This is a genomic window from Mycolicibacterium parafortuitum (genome assembly GCF_010725485.1).
Taxonomy (GTDB): domain Bacteria; phylum Actinomycetota; class Actinomycetes; order Mycobacteriales; family Mycobacteriaceae; genus Mycobacterium.
The window spans coordinates 5,646,196-5,661,081 of sequence record NZ_AP022598.1 but is presented as its reverse complement, the minus strand read 5'-3'; the positions used below and the strand labels follow the sequence as shown (position 1 = coordinate 5,661,081).

14 protein-coding genes are annotated in these 14,886 nt (G+C 68.4%); 9 read left to right on the top strand and 5 right to left on the bottom strand.

Annotated features, from left to right (window positions below; translation table 11 throughout):
- Positions 1-5: 5 nt before the first annotated feature.
- From NTM_RS26705 to NTM_RS26690, 4 genes are all read right to left on the bottom strand, one after another.
- Entirely contained in the window at positions 6-1,253 is a 1,248-nt protein-coding gene (locus NTM_RS26705) for an amidohydrolase (RefSeq protein ID WP_163769105.1), read from the bottom strand.
- A gap of 117 nt (positions 1,254-1,370) precedes the next feature.
- Entirely contained in the window at positions 1,371-2,579 is a 1,209-nt protein-coding gene (locus NTM_RS26700; protein WP_163769104.1) for an acyl-CoA dehydrogenase family protein, read from the bottom strand.
- Between the two features lie 15 nt (positions 2,580-2,594).
- Positions 2,595-3,977: an acyl-CoA dehydrogenase family protein gene (locus NTM_RS26695; RefSeq protein WP_163769103.1), complete on the bottom strand. Its 1,383-nt coding sequence runs from the start codon at positions 3,975-3,977 to the stop codon at positions 2,595-2,597.
- Between the two features lie 129 nt (positions 3,978-4,106).
- On the bottom strand, positions 4,107-4,886 hold the full coding sequence (locus NTM_RS26690) for an inositol monophosphatase family protein (protein WP_104863671.1): 780 nt from the start codon (positions 4,884-4,886) through the stop codon (positions 4,107-4,109).
- Positions 4,887-4,909: 23 nt separating this feature from the next.
- Here NTM_RS26690 and NTM_RS26685 point away from each other — a divergent pair, with 23 nt between their 5' ends.
- The gene (locus NTM_RS26685) at positions 4,910-5,278 is read left to right on the top strand and encodes a hypothetical protein (protein WP_104863672.1); all 369 of its coding nucleotides are present in this window, start codon (positions 4,910-4,912) and stop codon (positions 5,276-5,278) included.
- Between the two features lie 100 nt (positions 5,279-5,378).
- On the opposite strand, the gene NTM_RS26680 is transcribed toward NTM_RS26685, so the two are convergent.
- Entirely contained in the window at positions 5,379-6,755 is a 1,377-nt protein-coding gene (locus tag NTM_RS26680) for an FAD-dependent oxidoreductase (protein ID WP_163769102.1), read from the bottom strand.
- 186 nt (positions 6,756-6,941) lie between these two features.
- On the opposite strand from NTM_RS26680, the gene prfB reads away from it, so the two are divergent.
- The 8 genes from prfB to NTM_RS26640 are packed head-to-tail and all read left to right on the top strand — an operon-like array spanning position 6,942 to position 14,885.
- Entirely contained in the window at positions 6,942-8,051 is a 1,110-nt protein-coding gene (gene prfB, locus NTM_RS26675; protein WP_104863674.1) for a peptide chain release factor 2, read from the top strand.
- A 2-nt stretch (positions 8,052-8,053) separates the two neighbouring features.
- Entirely contained in the window at positions 8,054-9,028 is a 975-nt protein-coding gene (locus NTM_RS26670) for a mechanosensitive ion channel family protein (RefSeq protein ID WP_435405113.1), read from the top strand.
- Positions 9,025-9,549, top strand: a complete 525-nt coding sequence (locus NTM_RS26665) for an Rv3103c family proline-rich protein (RefSeq protein WP_104863675.1) — start codon at positions 9,025-9,027, stop codon at positions 9,547-9,549. Before NTM_RS26670 ends, NTM_RS26665 begins: the two co-directional genes overlap by 4 nt.
- Positions 9,550-9,593: 44 nt before the next feature.
- Entirely contained in the window at positions 9,594-10,283 is a 690-nt protein-coding gene (ftsE, locus tag NTM_RS26660; protein ID WP_083141276.1) for a cell division ATP-binding protein FtsE, read from the top strand.
- Positions 10,284-11,180 (top strand): permease-like cell division protein FtsX, encoded by an 897-nt coding sequence (gene ftsX / locus NTM_RS26655; RefSeq protein WP_104863676.1) that lies wholly within the window; start codon positions 10,284-10,286, stop codon positions 11,178-11,180. It begins immediately after the preceding gene.
- Positions 11,181-11,182: 2 nt separating this feature from the next.
- Complete coding sequence (gene smpB, locus NTM_RS26650) at positions 11,183-11,680, top strand: SsrA-binding protein SmpB (RefSeq protein ID WP_083141278.1); 498 nt, start codon at positions 11,183-11,185, stop codon at positions 11,678-11,680.
- A complete protein-coding gene (locus tag NTM_RS26645) occupies positions 11,677-12,522 on the top strand; it encodes an EamA family transporter (RefSeq protein ID WP_179964094.1) in 846 nt (281 codons plus the stop codon). The genes smpB and NTM_RS26645 overlap by 4 nt, the downstream gene beginning before the upstream one ends.
- Before the next feature lie 47 nt (positions 12,523-12,569).
- Positions 12,570-14,885, top strand: coding sequence for a putative bifunctional diguanylate cyclase/phosphodiesterase (locus tag NTM_RS26640; protein WP_163769101.1), 2,316 nt, complete (start codon positions 12,570-12,572; stop codon positions 14,883-14,885).
- Position 14,886: the final 1 nt, after the last annotated feature.

Below are 14,886 nucleotides of genomic sequence, written 5' to 3'. Positions count from 1 at the left end.
CGCTGTCAGCCTGCCGCGGGCAACCAGGTCCGCGCCGCGGTCACCAGCGCTCCCACCCCGACCGGGAGGGTCTGCGGCAGATCGGGCGCGTACTTGGGTGAGTGGTTCGACGGAACGCGGAGCAACGCCGGGTCGCTCAGGTCGCCGGTGGTGAACAGGGCCGGGTCGGCGCCACCGAGAAGCCAGAACGACAGCGGCGCACCGGAACTGGTGGCCAGCACGCCGACGTCCTCACTGCCCGCCCCCGCGCCGGGATCCAGGATGTTGTCCCTGCCCAGCCACAGCGCGAAGGCGTCGAGAGTCCGGTGCAACGCCTCGGGGCTGTTGGTGACGATGGGGAAGTGTTCGGTCGACGTGATCTCGGGGTCCTCGGGTGCCCCTGCGGCGGCGGCTTCGGCGCGCACGATGCGGTGGACGGCGTCGAGGATGCGCTGCCGCACCGCGGTGTCGTAGCTGCGAATGTTGAGTTGGATCTCGGCGTGCCCGGGAATCACGTTGGCGGCATCGCCGGCGTGGATCGACCCGACCGTGAGCACGGCGACCGCGATGCTGGGAACCTCTCGGGAGATCACCGTCTGCAGGCGCATCACCGCCGCCGACGCCATCACGACCGGGTCCACCGAGGCCTCGGGCATCGAACCGTGCGCCCCGCGGCCGATGAACCGCACCCGCAACGAGTCCGACGCCGCGTACGCCGGACCGGGGTGGCCGGCGATCTTGCCGGCCGGAAGCGGGGCGACGTGCTGGCCCAGGATCACGTCGGGCCGTCCGAACCGGTCGAACAGTCCGTCGTCGACCATGGCCTGGGCGCCGGCACCCAGCTCCTCGGCGGGCTGGAACACCAGCAGGGCGGTGCCCGACCAGCGCGACCGGTCGGCGGCCAGAGCTGTCGCGGCGCCGAGAAGGCAGGTGGTGTGCATGTCGTGGCCGCACGCGTGTGCCACCGGCACCGTCGCGCCGTCGGCTGTGGTGGCCGTGGCGGTGCTGGCGTAGTCGAGGCCGGTCTGCTCCCTGATCGGCAGTGCATCCATGTCCGCCCGCAACAGCGCCGTCGGGCCGTCCCCGTTCTTGAGGACACCCACGACACCGGTGCCGCCGACACCGGTGGTCACCTCGGCGCCGGCCGCCTGCAGCCGATCCGCCACGATCGCCGCGGTCCGGTGCTCGCCGAATCCGAGTTCGGGATGCCGGTGCAGGTCCTTGTACAGATCGCTCAGCGCGGGATCGACGGCGAATCCGCTGGGTCCGGCCATGGTGCCCCCTCGACCACGTCTGAGGCGGGCGGGCGTTCATTCGTCCAGCGGCACCGCCTCACACGTCGGCGTCCGGCGATCCTCCCACATCGGTGCGGGCGACGGGGCGACGCGGGTCTATTTCAGTTCGGCCGAGGACAGGCCAAGCAGTCGCCGCGCGACGACCAGCTGCTGGATCTGCTGGGTGCCCTCGAAGATGTCGAGGATCTTCGAGTCGCGCGCCCACTTCTCCAACAGTGTCTGCTCCGAATAACCGGTGGTTCCGGCCATTTCGACGGCTTTCAACGTGATGTCGCTGCCGACCCGGGCGGCCTTGGCCTTGCCCATCGACGCTTCCTTGGAGTTCGGGATGCGGTTGTCGGCCTGCCACGCCGAGCGCACGGTCAGCAGGTAACCGGCCTCCCAGTCGGCTTCCATCCGGAGGAACTCGGCGGCGGCGGCGCTCTGGGCGTGTGCCGGCTTGTCGTAGTCGATCTCGATGCCGGCGTCGGTGAGGATCTTGCGGAGCTCCTCGAGCGCTGCCCGGGCCACTCCGACGGCCATCGCGGCGACCACCGGACGGGTCGCGTCGAACGTCTCCATGACCCCGGCGAAGCCCTTCTCCACCTCGATGTCCGGGCTGCCCAGCAGGTTGTCCTTCGGGATGCGCGCGTTGTCGAACCGGATCACCGCGGTGTCGGAGGCCTTGATGCCGAGCTTGTGCTCGAGGCGCTCGACGGTGACGCCGGGATGCTCCCGCGGGACGATGAACGACTTGATCGCCGCGCGTCCCTTCGACTTGTCCAGCGTCGCCCACACCACGATATGGCTGGCCCGCGAACCGGCGGTGACGAAGATCTTCTCGCCGTTGATGACGTACTCGTCGCCGTCGAGGGTCGCGGTGGTCGACACCGCCGCCGAGTCGGAGCCGAAGCTGGGCTCAGTGATGGCCATCGCCGCCCACACCTTGCCGAGCCGCTCGAGCTGTTCCTCGGTGGCGACCCCGGACATCGCCGCGTTGCCCAGCCCCTGATACGGCACCGACAGCAGCAGGGCGACGTCACCCCAGCTGACCTCCAGTGCGTTCAGCAGCGCGGACATGTTGGCGCCGTTGACGTTCTCCTTCGGGCCGTCGCCGGCGCGGAACGCGTCGGTGCCGGCGAACGAGATCGTCTTGGCGTCCGTGATGCCCTCGAACAGCGCGGCCAGCGTGTCGAGTTCGACCGGGTAGGCGTGCTCGGCGAGGTCGTACTTGCGCGAGATCGGCCGCAGCATCTCTGCGGCACCCTGGTGGCCCTTCTCGATGACCGCCTGCAGCTTCTTGGGCATTTCCAAGTTGATAGCCATGTCCGAAAGACCTTCCTAGAGAACGACGACACCCTCGGCGACGCCGATGGCCCGCAGATCGCGGTACCAGCGCTCGACCGGGTGTTCCTTGGTGTAGCCGTGGCCGCCGAGCAACTGCACGCCGTCGAGACCGATCTGCATGCCCTTGTCGGTGCCCAGCTTCTTGGCCAGCGCGGCCTCGCGGGCGAACGACAGCCCCTGCTCGGCGCGGGCGGCGCCGCGCCAGGTGATCAACCGCAGGCCGTCGAGTTCGATGGCCATGTTGGCGGCCATGAACGCCACCGACTGCCGGTGCGCGATGGGTTCGCCGAACGCGGTGCGCTCCTTGATGTACGGGATGACGTAGTCGAGCATCGCGTGCGAGGTGCCCACCGCCAGCGCGGCCCAGCCGAGCCGGGACAGTGCGATGGCCTCCGAATAGGTCTGGGCGTGCTCGGCTTCGGAAACGTCCTCGCCGAGCCGTGCGCTCAGCGGGACGGTGACGTTGTGGAGTTCGACCTTGCCCAGCGCGGCCGCACGGATGCCCATGCTGGGGTCCGCCGTGATCGTCACGCCGGAGGTCGACGCCTCGACGACGAACAGTGTGGGCCTGCCGTTGAGCTGCGCGCCGACGATGAACATCTCGGCATCGGCAGCCGCGGGCACCAGCGACTTCACTCCGTCGAGGCGGTACCCGCTGGGGGTGCGGACCGCGGTCGTCTTGAGCATCGTCGGATCGAACAGCGGATGCGGTTCGGCGATCGCGACGCTGGCCTGCGGGACGTGTTCGCCGGCGAACTCACTCAGATAGGTCGCCTGCTGGTCGGCGCTGCCCCAGTGCGTCAGCGCCGACGCGACGCCGGCGGGCGCGAGGATGGGCAGCGCCAGACCCATGTCGCCGTACGCCAGCGCCTCGGCGACGAGTGCGTTCGTGACGGTGGCGCGATGCTCGGCGATGCCCTCGAAGTCCTCGGGGACGTTGATCGCGGTGATGCCGAGTTCGGCGGCCTTGGCGATGAGGTCCGCCGGATAGGTCGCGGCGGCGTCGGCGTCGTGGGCGGCGGGCCGCAGCACCTCCTCGGCGAACTCGCTGACCGTCTCGACGATCATCTTCTGGTCGTCGTCGGGGGTCAGGTCGAAGTAGTCGGCGCCGCTGGACTTGAGCCGGACCGGGGCCTTGCCGAGACCCTGGACCCGCTTGAACTGGCGCGTCGCGGCCCCAGCCGCGGAGAACGCGTGCTTGACGCCGTACTTGATGCCGCGGTTGAGCGGATCGCGCAGGTTGTGCTTGTCCAGAAACTCCTGCCCGACGAGCGGGGTGAGCAGCGCGATCCCGATGTCGACCGCGGTCCGGCGGTGCTTGTGGAGGCCGACGGCGCTCTCGCGGTCGGTCCGTTTGGACGGACTGGTGTTCGTCATTGTCAACGGCCCTCGTGTGAGTCGGTGATGCGCGATCGCGCAACTGACTCCAGAGTAAGGTAAGCGAACTGACTGATGAGTAAGGTAGGCCGTTCTGTTACCGAACTCACAAGGCCGCGGGCAACAGCCTCAGTCCGCCAGCGCGGCGAGCACCGCGTCGTGCAGCAATCCGTTGGTGGCCACCGCGCTTCCGCCGTGCGGGCCCACGTTGTTCGACAGATCCGTGAACCGGCCACCGGCCTCGCGGACCAGGATGTCGAGCGGCGCGAGGTCCCAGAGCTTCACCTCCGGCTCCACCGCCACGTCCACCGCGCCTTCGGCGACCAGGCAGTAGGACCAGAAGTCGCCGTAGCCCCGGACTCGCCACACCGTGTCGAGCAACTCAACGAACCGAGGCCGTTTGTCGTCCCAGCCGGTTGTCAGATCCGAGTACGACAGGCTCGCCGAGTCGAGATCGCCGACTCCGGACACCGAGATCTGCCGCGTGCTGTCGCCGAACGACGTGAACGCGCCCTGCCCGTGTCCGGCCCACCATCGCCGCCCGAGCGCCGGGGCGCTGACCACGCCGACCACCGGCACGCCATCGTCGAGCAGCGCGATCAGCGTCGACCACACCGGCACGCCGCGGACGAAGTTCTTGGTGCCGTCGATCGGATCGAGGACCCACTGCCTGCCGGTGAACTCCTTGGTGCCGCCGAACTCCTCGCCGAAGACCGAATCCGCGGGACGGTGATCGGACAGCTGCGCGCGCAGCAGTTTCTCGGTGTCCAGATCGGCGTCGGTGGCCGGCGTCAGGTCCGGTTTCGTCTCGACCCGAAGGTCGACCGCGCCGAAGCGGTTCATGGTCAACGTGTCGGCCTGATCGGCCAGTCGGAGCGCGAGGGCGACGTCGTCGGCGATGGTGCTCATAGGCGCATGCCTACCATGGCCGTGTGTTCGAACTCGCAATGATCCTGCTGCTCGTCGGCGCGCTGGTGCTCCTGGCGCGGCCGCTGCTGCGACGAGGACGGGGCGCCGGCGCCGACTGGGCGCCCGGCACGCTGCTGGTCACCGGGGTCAGCCCGCGCCCCGACGGGGTCAGCGGCGAGCAGTTCGTCACCATCACCGGCGTGATCAACGGACCGACCGTCAACGAGTACACCGTCTACGCGCGGCTCGCCGTCGACGTGAACGCCTGGCCGACGATGGGTCAGCTCATCGACGTGATGTACAACCCGCGCAACCCGGAGAAGTGGGCGTTCGGTTCGCGACCCGAGCCGATGCCGCCGGCCGATCCGCCGCCGCCCGCGCCGTACAGCTGACGGGCTCGTCCCTCGCCCGCTTCGTCGTCAGGCGTGCTCGATCGTCAGCCGTGCTGGATGGGCCGACTCCTCACGGGCTCGTCCCTCGCCCGCTTCGTCGTCAGCCGTGCCCGATCCGGAGCAGGTCCGCCACGCTCGTCAACTTCACCCGCGGCCGGCCCGATCCCTGACCGGTCGTGCGTTCGTGCTCGTCGATCAGCTTCCAGTGCTCGGTCGTCACCAGCTTGGGCTGGCGCTCCAGTAGCCAACGCTCCACCTGCTCCAGGTGTCCGTCACCGAGCTCGGCGACCTCGCCGGCGCTGAGGTCGGCCAGCAGCGTCTCGACCGTGTCCGCCGAGTCCTTCTTGTTGCTGCCGATCACACCGGTGGGGCCGCGCTTGATCCAGCCCACGACGTACTCGTTGCGGCTGCCCTCGACCCGGCCGTCGGTGTGCGGGATCGTCCCGGAGCGCTCGTCGAACGGCAGCCCGGGCGTCGGCAGGCCGCGGTAGCCGACGGCGCGCACCACCAGCTGCGCCGGCACCTCCTCGCGCTCGCCGGTGTCCTTGGCGCTGACCCGCCCGTCGGCATCCCGGACCAGCTCGTTGCGGCCCAGCACGATCGATTCGACCTTGCCGTCGCCCTTGATCTCGATCGGGGAGGTGCAGAACCGGAACACGATCCGCCGGCGTGCTCCCTTCGGGGTGGTCTCGGCGTACCCGCGTAACACCTTGATGTTGTTGCGGACCGTCTTGCCCGCCGCCTCCAGATCCTCCTCGGTGATGTCGGCGAAGTCCGCCGGGTCGACGATCACGTCGACGTCGCCGAGCGCCTCCAGATCACCGAGCTCACGCAGTTCCAGGGTGGTGAACGGCGCCTGCAGCGGACCGCGCCTGCCGATGAGCAGCACTTCCTCCACACCACGGGTCTGCAGCGACTCCAGCGCATGGTCGGAGATGTCGGTCTCGCCGAGGATGTCCGGATCGCTGACCAGAATGCGCGCCACATCGATGGCGACGTTGCCGTTGCCGACCACCACCGCGCGGCCGCCGGAGACGTCCGGCGACATCTCCTGGAAGTGCGGATGCGCGTTGTACCACCCGACGAAGTCGACGGCGGCCACGCTGCCCGGCAGATCCTCGCCCGGGATGCCGAGCGCGCGGTCGGACTGCGCGCCGATCGCGTAGACCACCGCGTCGTAGCGTTCGGCCAGCTCGGCCGGGTGCACATGGTCGCCGACGACGAGGTTGCCGAAGAACCGGAATCGCGGGTCGAGCGCGATCTTGTCGAACTGGGCGCTGATGGATTTGATCTTCGGGTGGTCGGGGGCGACGCCGGAGCGCACCAGCCCCCACGGGGTGGGCAGCATCTCCAGCATGTCGACGCGCACGTCGCGGTTCCCTTCGGAGGCACCGTGTTTCAACAATGAGGCGGCGGCGAAGAACCCGGAGGGTCCCGAGCCGACGATGGCCACGTAGTACGGCCGCAATTCGGGCATGCACACGCTTTCTGTCGCTGCCCGGGCGCGCGCAAGGGGCTGTCGCGACGCGGCCGGGCGAGGGTCCGAACCCGACTTTAGAACGCCAAGATCGACCTCGACGGGATTCTGGGACGGCGGGTGTGAAATTCCAGGTCCGGGCATCGACAGCCAGCAGCGTCGCCGGAGTGAGTAACCTGTTCTCCCGTGGATCCCGACCGCCAAGCCGACATCGCCGCCCTCGACACGACGCTCACCACTGTGGAGCGCGTCGTTGACGTCGACGGCCTCCGCGGTCGCATCAAACAGCTCGAAAGCGACGCGTCCGACCCCAACCTGTGGGACGACCAGGCGCGCGCCCAGAAGGTGACCAGCGACCTGTCGCACGCCCAGAACGAGCTGCGCCGCATCGAGGGCCTGCGCGGCCGGCTCAACGACCTGCCGGTGCTCTACGAGCTCGCCGCCGAAGAGGGCGGGCCGGAAGAGGTCGCCGAGGCCGACGCGGAACTGGCGAAGCTGCGCGAGGACATCGAGGCCATGGAGGTCCGCACCCTGCTGTCGGGCGAGTACGACGAGCGCGAGGCGCTGGTCAACATCCGTTCCGGCGCCGGGGGAGTGGACGCCGCGGACTGGGCCGAGATGCTGATGCGGATGTACATCCGCTGGGCCGAACAGCACGACTACCCCGTGGAGGTCTACGACACCTCCTACGCCGAAGAGGCCGGCATCAAGAGCGCCACCTTCGCGGTGCACGCCCCGTTCGCCTACGGCACGCTGTCGGTCGAACAGGGCACCCACCGGCTGGTGCGGATCAGCCCGTTCGACAACCAGGGCCGGCGTCAGACCTCGTTCGCCGAGGTCGAGGTCCTCCCGGTCACCGAGACCACCGACCACATCGACATTCCCGAGGGTGACGTCCGCGTCGACGTCTACCGTTCCAGTGGGCCCGGTGGCCAGTCGGTGAACACCACCGACTCGGCGGTGCGCCTGACCCACATCCCGACCGGGATCGTCGTCACGTGCCAGAACGAGAAGAGTCAGCTGCAGAACAAGGTCTCCGCGATGCGCGTGCTGCAGGCAAAGCTGTTGGAACGCAAGCGGTTAGAGGAACGTGCCGAGATGGACGCGCTGAAAGGTGACGGCGGCAGTTCCTGGGGTAACCAGATGCGGTCCTACGTTCTGCACCCCTATCAGATGGTCAAGGATCTGCGCACCGAGTACGAGGTCGGAAACCCAGCCGCGGTGCTGGACGGCGACATCGACGGGTTCCTGGAGGCAGGGATCCGGTGGCGCAACCAGAAAGACGACGACGAATAACCTTGAACACCACCGTGCTCGCATTCGACCTGGCCTCGCGCTGGCACGGCTTCTGGCGCGGTGACATCGGGGTCTGGATCCTCGACCGCGGTGTCCGGATCGCCCTGCTGATGATCGGCGGACTGCTCGCGGCCCGCTTCATCAACTGGGCGGCCCAGCGCGTCACGCGCCGCATCGACGCCGAATACCAGGAGAGCGACCAGCTGGTGCGCTCCGAGAGCGCCAAGCACCGGCAGGCCGTCGCATCGGTGATCTCGTGGCTGGCGGTCGCGCTGCTGTTCGTGATGGTCGCGGTGCAGATCACCGACATCCTCGCGATCCCCATCGGCTCCCTGGTCGCCCCGGCCGCGGTGATCGGCGCCGCGCTCGGTTTCGGTGCGCAGCGCCTCGTCCAGGACCTGCTGTCGGGATTCTTCATCATCACCGAGAAGCAGTACGGGTTCGGTGACCTCGTCGCGCTCACCGTCTCCGGGATCGCGCTGCCCGCCGAGGGCACCGTCGAGGACGTCACGCTGCGCGTGACCAAGCTGCGCTCGTCGGAGGGCGAGATGTTCACCATCCCCAACGGCCAGATCGTCAAGACGGTCAACCTCTCCAAGGATTGGGCCCGCGCCGTCATCGACATCCCGGTGCCGACCTCGGCGGACCTCAACGCGGTCAACGATGTGCTGCACGAGGTCGCGAGCAACGCCATCGACGACCCGCAGCTCAAGGATCTGCTGCTCGACCCGCCACAGCTGATGGGCGTGGAGAGCATCGAACTCGACACCGTGAACCTGCGGATGGTGGCCCGCACGCTGCCGGGCAAGCAGTTCGAGGTGGGCCGTCGGATGCGGGTGCTGGTGGTCCGCGCGCTGCGCGTCGCCGGCATCGTCGCCCCGGGTGAGCTCGCGCCGCCGGTGGTGGCCGCGATTCCGCATCCCGCCAGGGCCGCCGAGCACGAACCCAAGGGCGAGCGGGCGGAGACCGACGCGTGAGGTTCTCGTTCAAGAGGGTCGCCGAGGACCGAGGTTGGCCGAACTATCTGTTCGGCGGACGGATGCGGACCTCCACGGCGGGACTGATCGTGGTGTTCGTCGCACTTTTCTGGGTGAACCAGAACTATCAGCCCGAGCCGCAGGCGCCGGCCGTCGACCCCGCACAGCAGGTGGTGCCCCCGGGATTCGTGCCCGACCCGAACTACACCTGGGTGCCGCGCACCAACGTCCAGACCCGCGTGCCGGAGTACACGACGACCACACCGCCCACCACGACGACCACGACCACCACGACGACACCCCCGCCGACCACGACTCCGACGACGACGTCGCCGTCGGAGACGACGACCGAGGGCCCGCCGGGACCGCTGATCCCGTTCGGCCCGTCCACGACCGTCATCGACCCCGACGGGTTCGGTCCGCAGCCGCCGCAGACCTTCACCCAGGCACCGGCGGCGCCGACGCCGACGACCGTCGCGCCGCCGGACGAGGCTCCGACGCCGACGCCACCGGCGCCCTAGTGCCGGGGCGATAACACCTCGCACCGCTACACTGGCGTGCCGTGATGATCACCCTCGACCGTGTGTCAAAGCAGTACAAGTCGTCCGCCCGCCCGGCGCTCGACAATGTCTCGGTCAAAATCGACAAGGGTGAGTTCGTCTTCCTCATCGGGCCATCGGGTTCCGGCAAATCCACGTTCATGCGGCTGCTGCTCGCCGAGGAGCACCCTTCGTCCGGGGACATCCGGGTCTCCAAGTTCCATGTGAACAAGCTGTCGGGCCGGCACATCCCCGGTCTGCGGCAGGTCATCGGATGCGTGTTCCAGGACTTCCGGCTGCTGCAGCAGAAGACGGTGTTCGAGAACGTGGCCTTCGCGCTGGAGGTCATCGGCAAGCGGGCCGACACCATCAACCGGGTCGTGCCTGACGTGCTCGAGATGGTCGGCCTGTCCGGCAAAGCCAACCGGCTGCCCGCCGAGTTGTCCGGCGGGGAGCAGCAGCGCGTCGCGATCGCGCGGGCATTCGTGAACCGGCCGCTGGTGTTGCTGGCCGACGAGCCCACCGGCAACCTGGACCCCGACACCAGCAAGGACATCATGGACCTGCTCGAGCGGATCAACCGCACGGGTACCACGGTGGTCATGGCCACCCACGACCACCACATCGTCGACTCGATGCGCCAACGGGTCGTCGAACTCGAACTCGGCCGCCTGATTCGCGACGAACAGCGCGGCGTCTACGGAATGGATCGCTAAGTGCGCTTCGGCTTTCTCGTCAACGAGGTCCTCACCGGGCTTCGCCGCAACGTGACCATGACGGTCGCGATGATCCTGACCACCGCGATCTCCATCGGCCTGTTCGGTGGCGGGCTGCTGGTGGTCCGCCTCGCCGATCAGTCGCGCGCCATCTACCTCGACCGCGTCGAGAGCCAGGTCTTCGTGACCGAAGACGTGTCGGCCAACGATCCGACGTGCGACGACGATCCGTGCAAGGCGCTGCGCCAGACGATCGAGGACCGCGACGACGTCCGGTCGGTGCGCTTCCTCAACCGTGACGAGGCCTACGAGGACGCCATCCGGAAGTTCCCGCAGTACAAGGACGTCGCGGGCAAGGACGCGTTCCCGGCGTCGTTCGTCGTCAAGCTCACCGACCCCGAACAACACCAGAGCTTCGACGAAGCGATGGTCGGGCAACCCGGCGTACTCAGCGTGCTCAACCAGAAAGAGCTGATAGACAGACTCTTCGCGGTGCTCGACGGCATCAGCAAGGCCGCGTTCGCGGTCGCTCTGGTCCAGGCGATAGGCGCGGTCCTGTTGATCGCGAACATGGTCCAAGTCGCGGCGTACACCCGGCGCACCGAGATCGGGATCATGCGCCTGGTCGGTGCGACCCGGTGGTACACCCAGTTGCCGTTCCTGGTGGAGGCGATGCTGGCCGCGCTGATCGGCGTTCTGATAGCGATCGTCGGTCTGATCACCGTGCGGGCACTGTTCCTGGAGAACGCGCTCGACCAGTTTTATCAGGCGAATTTGATTGCCAAGGTCGACTACGCTGACGTTCTCTATTACAGCGCGCCGTGGATGCTGTTCCTCGGCTTGGCGATGTCCGGACTCACGGCCTACGTCACGCTGCGGCTCTACGTACGAAGGTAGCGGTGGCCAAGAAAGCCAAGACCACGAAGGACACCAACAACCAGGTCGTGGCGACCAACAGGAAGGCTCGGCACAACTACTCGATCCTGGAGACCTACGAGGCCGGGGTCGCGTTGATGGGTACCGAGGTCAAGAGCCTGCGCGACGGCACCGCGTCGCTGGCGGACGCGTTCGCCACCGTCGACGACGGCGAGATCTGGCTGCGCAACCTGCACATCCCCGAGTATCACCACGGCACGTGGACCAACCACGCGCCGCGGCGCAACCGCAAACTTCTGCTGCACCGCAAGCAGATCGACAACCTGGTCGGCCGCATCCGCGACGGCAACCTCACGCTGGTCCCGCTGTCGCTGTACTTCACCGGCGGCAAGGTCAAGGTCGAGCTGGCGCTCGCGCGCGGCAAGCAGGCGCACGACAAGCGCCAGGACATCGCGCGCCGTGACGCCCAGCGAGAGGTCACCCGCGAGCTCGGCCGCCGGGTCAAAGGCATGCCCTCCTGACGGGGATCCTCAGCGCACTCGTCGCCGCGTTCGGCTACGGCGTCAGCGATTTCGTGGGCGGTGTCGCGTCGCGCCGGGTCGCCGCGCTGCGGGTCGTCGTCATCTCCTATCCGATCGCGCTGGTCCTGCTCATCGCCGCGGCGGTCCCGCTGGGCGGGCAGTTCAGCACGCCGGCGCTGGCCTGGGGCCTGCTGGCCGGGGTGGTGCAGGCGTTCGGGGTGTGGTGGTTCTACGCGGCGCTGGGATCGGGACCGATCGCGGTGGTGTCGCCGCTGACCGCGGTGCTGGTCGCGGGCATCCCGGTGCTGGCCGGCCTGATCCTGGGCGAACGCCCGGGCGTGATCGCCGGCATCGGGGTCGTGCTGGCGTTGGTGGCCGTGGTGCTGGTCAGTCGCGAGGCCTCCGACGAAGACGTCAAGCCGCACCGGTTCACCGCCAAGGTCGCCTGGCTCACCATCGGGTCCGGCGTCGCGTTCGGGATGAACTTCGTGATCCTGCATCAGGTCCCGCGGGAGGCGCAGCTGTGGCCGCTGGTCTTCGGGCGGTTCGCGGCGGTGGTCATCGTGCTGCTCGCGGCCTTCTTCACCGCCAACCTGGTGATCGAGCGGGGCGTACCGATGCGGCTGGCCGTCCTCGCCGGTGTGCTGGACACCGTTGCCAATATCGCCACGCTGCTGGCCCTGCAGTCGTCATTATTGTCCCTGGCGGGCGTGCTGATAGCGCTGTATCCGGCGGCCACGGTGGTCCTTGCGATCGCGGTGCTGCGGGAGAGGGTGTCCAGGTCGCAGGCCGTCGGGATGGTGCTCGCGCTCGCCGCCGTCGCGATGATCGCGTCCGGTTAGTCCCCATCTCGACGGGGCACAGGACAGGCGTATCGCGCCAACCGGGGATGAGGGGGTGGGGGATCGTCACGGGCTATCGCATTCGCGCGGCTCTGGTGGTCGCAGCCACGCTGCTGGTGACCGTCAACGGGTTCGCACTGTGGGGCGAGGCGGCGGCCCTGCGGCTGGAGGCAGTCCTTCAGGTCTGCATCACCGTCGGTGCGATCGGTTACGGACTGTGGGTGGCGCGCCGCGTCTACGGCTTATCCCGGCTGTGGCGGCTGCTGGCCGTCGCGGCCCTCGTCAGCCTGCTCGCCGGTGAGACCGCATGGTGGAACAACTCTGCCGTGCCTGCGTGGTCGTGGGTGATCCCGTACTGGATGTTCCTGGTCTTCGGGCTGGCGTCGGTGGTGGTGCTCGCGATCGCCGGGCGGGGGATGGCGGTGGCTGCCGATGGGTCGCTGCGTCACGCCGCGGTCGTGACGGTGCTCGACGGCGGTGTGGCGGCGGCCGCGTTCGCGATCCTGGTCGCGATGGGGAGCTACGGCACATCGTCTGCGTACTCCTGGCCGCGCTCGGATGTCTTCGCAGTCGACGTCGCCTACGCGGTGTCCGAGCTGGTCGTCGTGGTGCTGGCGGCGGTGATCGCGACTATGTATCCCGCCGACCGGCCGTTCCGCCCGAACTACCTTCAGCTCGCGTGCGGTCTGGTGGTCGTGATCGCCTCCGACCGGGTGGTCGCCTACTTCGACTCCATCGACGAGCCCGGGGCCCACATCTGGGCAGGTGTCGGGGTGGTGCTCGGACCCCTGTTCATCGCGTTGTCGTTCCGTGAACGAAACGACTTCGTGCGACGCACCGGTCGGTTCCAACCGATGGACTGGGCCCAGCTGACGCTGCCCTACGCCGGATTCGTCGGCATCACGAACCTGTTGTCCTACCACGTGCTCACCGGACATGTCCTGGGGCGGCTGGTGGTGGCGACCACCCTGGTGATGGTGATCCTGGTGGCGGCCCGCCAGATCGTCGCGATGGGCGCCCAGCGTCAGTTGACCAACAGGTTGTACGACGCGCAGCGGCGGCTCGGGTACCAGGTGCTGCACGACCCGCTCACCGGCCTGCCGAACCGCGTGATGTTCGCACAGCGGCTGGACGAGGCGATCAAACACGGCGACTTCGTGCTGATCTTCGTCGACCTCGACGACTTCAAGGAGGTCAACGACCGGTTCGGGCACGCGGGTGGCGATGAGCTGCTGTGCGCGGTAGGGGAACGGCTCAGCCGGTACGTGCGCAGCAACGACACCCTCGCCCGCATCGGCGGGGACGAGTTCGCCATTCTGGTCGACGGCGTACGCGACATCCCCGAGCTGGTCGCCGATCGGCTGCGGGTGGCGCTGCGCGCGCCGTTCCCGATCCACGGCTCCTCGGTGCGGGTCAGCGCCAGCATGGGGCTGGTCAGATCCGGTGGACGGGCCAGCGCGCAGACCCCGGACGACCTGCTGCGGCAGGCCGACGTCTCGATGTATGCGGGCAAGCGCATCGGTAAGGACACCGCGGTGGTGTACCAGCCGTCGTCGGGGGTGCGCGCCGAATTCCCGGCCGTGCTGCGGGAAGCCAAGGGCGGTGTGCCCGCCGGGTTCAGCATGGCCTACCAGCCGGTGGTCCGACTCCCCGGTCAGACACCGGTGGCTTTGGAGGCGCTGGCGCGGTGGACCGCGCCGAACGGGATCGTGGTGTCCCCGGAGACGTTCGTCGCCGTCGCCGAGGCGGCCGGGCTTGGTGCGACGCTCGATGCGATGGTGCTCGGGCTTGCGTGCCGTGAGATCAGCGACGCCGGCCTCGACGTCGACATCCACGTCAACGTCGGCGCCGCACGGCTCGGCAATCCGACCTTCGAGGAACAGGTGCGCCGCACGTTCGACGAATGCGGCATGGCGCCGAGTCGGCTGGTGCTGGAGATCACCGAGACCGTCCCGATCGTCGACCTGTCCTATGCCGCCGCCCAGATCGAGCGGTTCAACGACATCGGGGTGCGCATCGCGCTGGACGACTTCGGCGCGGGCTACAACACGTTGACCTACCTACATGCGCTTCCGGTGGACATCGTGAAGCTGGACCGCAGCTTGGCCGTCGGGGCGGACCCGAAGCGGGATCTGGCGATGTACCGCTCCGTCGTCGGGTTGTGCACCGACCTCGGCATGGACGTCGTCGCCGAAGGCATCGAGACGAAATTGCAGGCCGATACCGTCTATGCGGCCGGCTGCAGGTTCGCCCAAGGCCATCTGTTCGGCAAGCCGGTTCCGGTCGAGGAGCTGGACCGGGACAAATACACCTCCGAGGATCGCCGCGGCAACGACACCAGCGGTGTCGGGCAGCCGGGCTGAC

Coding starts and splice junctions, on each gene's coding strand:
- NTM_RS26705 (WP_163769105.1), bottom strand. CDS start 1,253: ATGGCCGGACCCAGCGGATTCGCCGTCGATCCCGCGCTGAGCGATCTG.
- NTM_RS26700 (WP_163769104.1), bottom strand. CDS start 2,579: ATGGCTATCAACTTGGAAATGCCCAAGAAGCTGCAGGCGGTCATCGAG.
- NTM_RS26695 (WP_163769103.1), bottom strand. CDS start 3,977: ATGACGAACACCAGTCCGTCCAAACGGACCGACCGCGAGAGCGCCGTC.
- NTM_RS26690 (WP_104863671.1), bottom strand. CDS start 4,886: ATGAGCACCATCGCCGACGACGTCGCCCTCGCGCTCCGACTGGCCGAT.
- NTM_RS26680 (WP_163769102.1), bottom strand. CDS start 6,755: ATGCCCGAATTGCGGCCGTACTACGTGGCCATCGTCGGCTCGGGACCC.
- ftsE (WP_083141276.1), top strand. CDS start 9,594: ATGATCACCCTCGACCGTGTGTCAAAGCAGTACAAGTCGTCCGCCCGC.
- NTM_RS26640 (WP_163769101.1), top strand. CDS start 12,570: ATGAGGGGGTGGGGGATCGTCACGGGCTATCGCATTCGCGCGGCTCTG.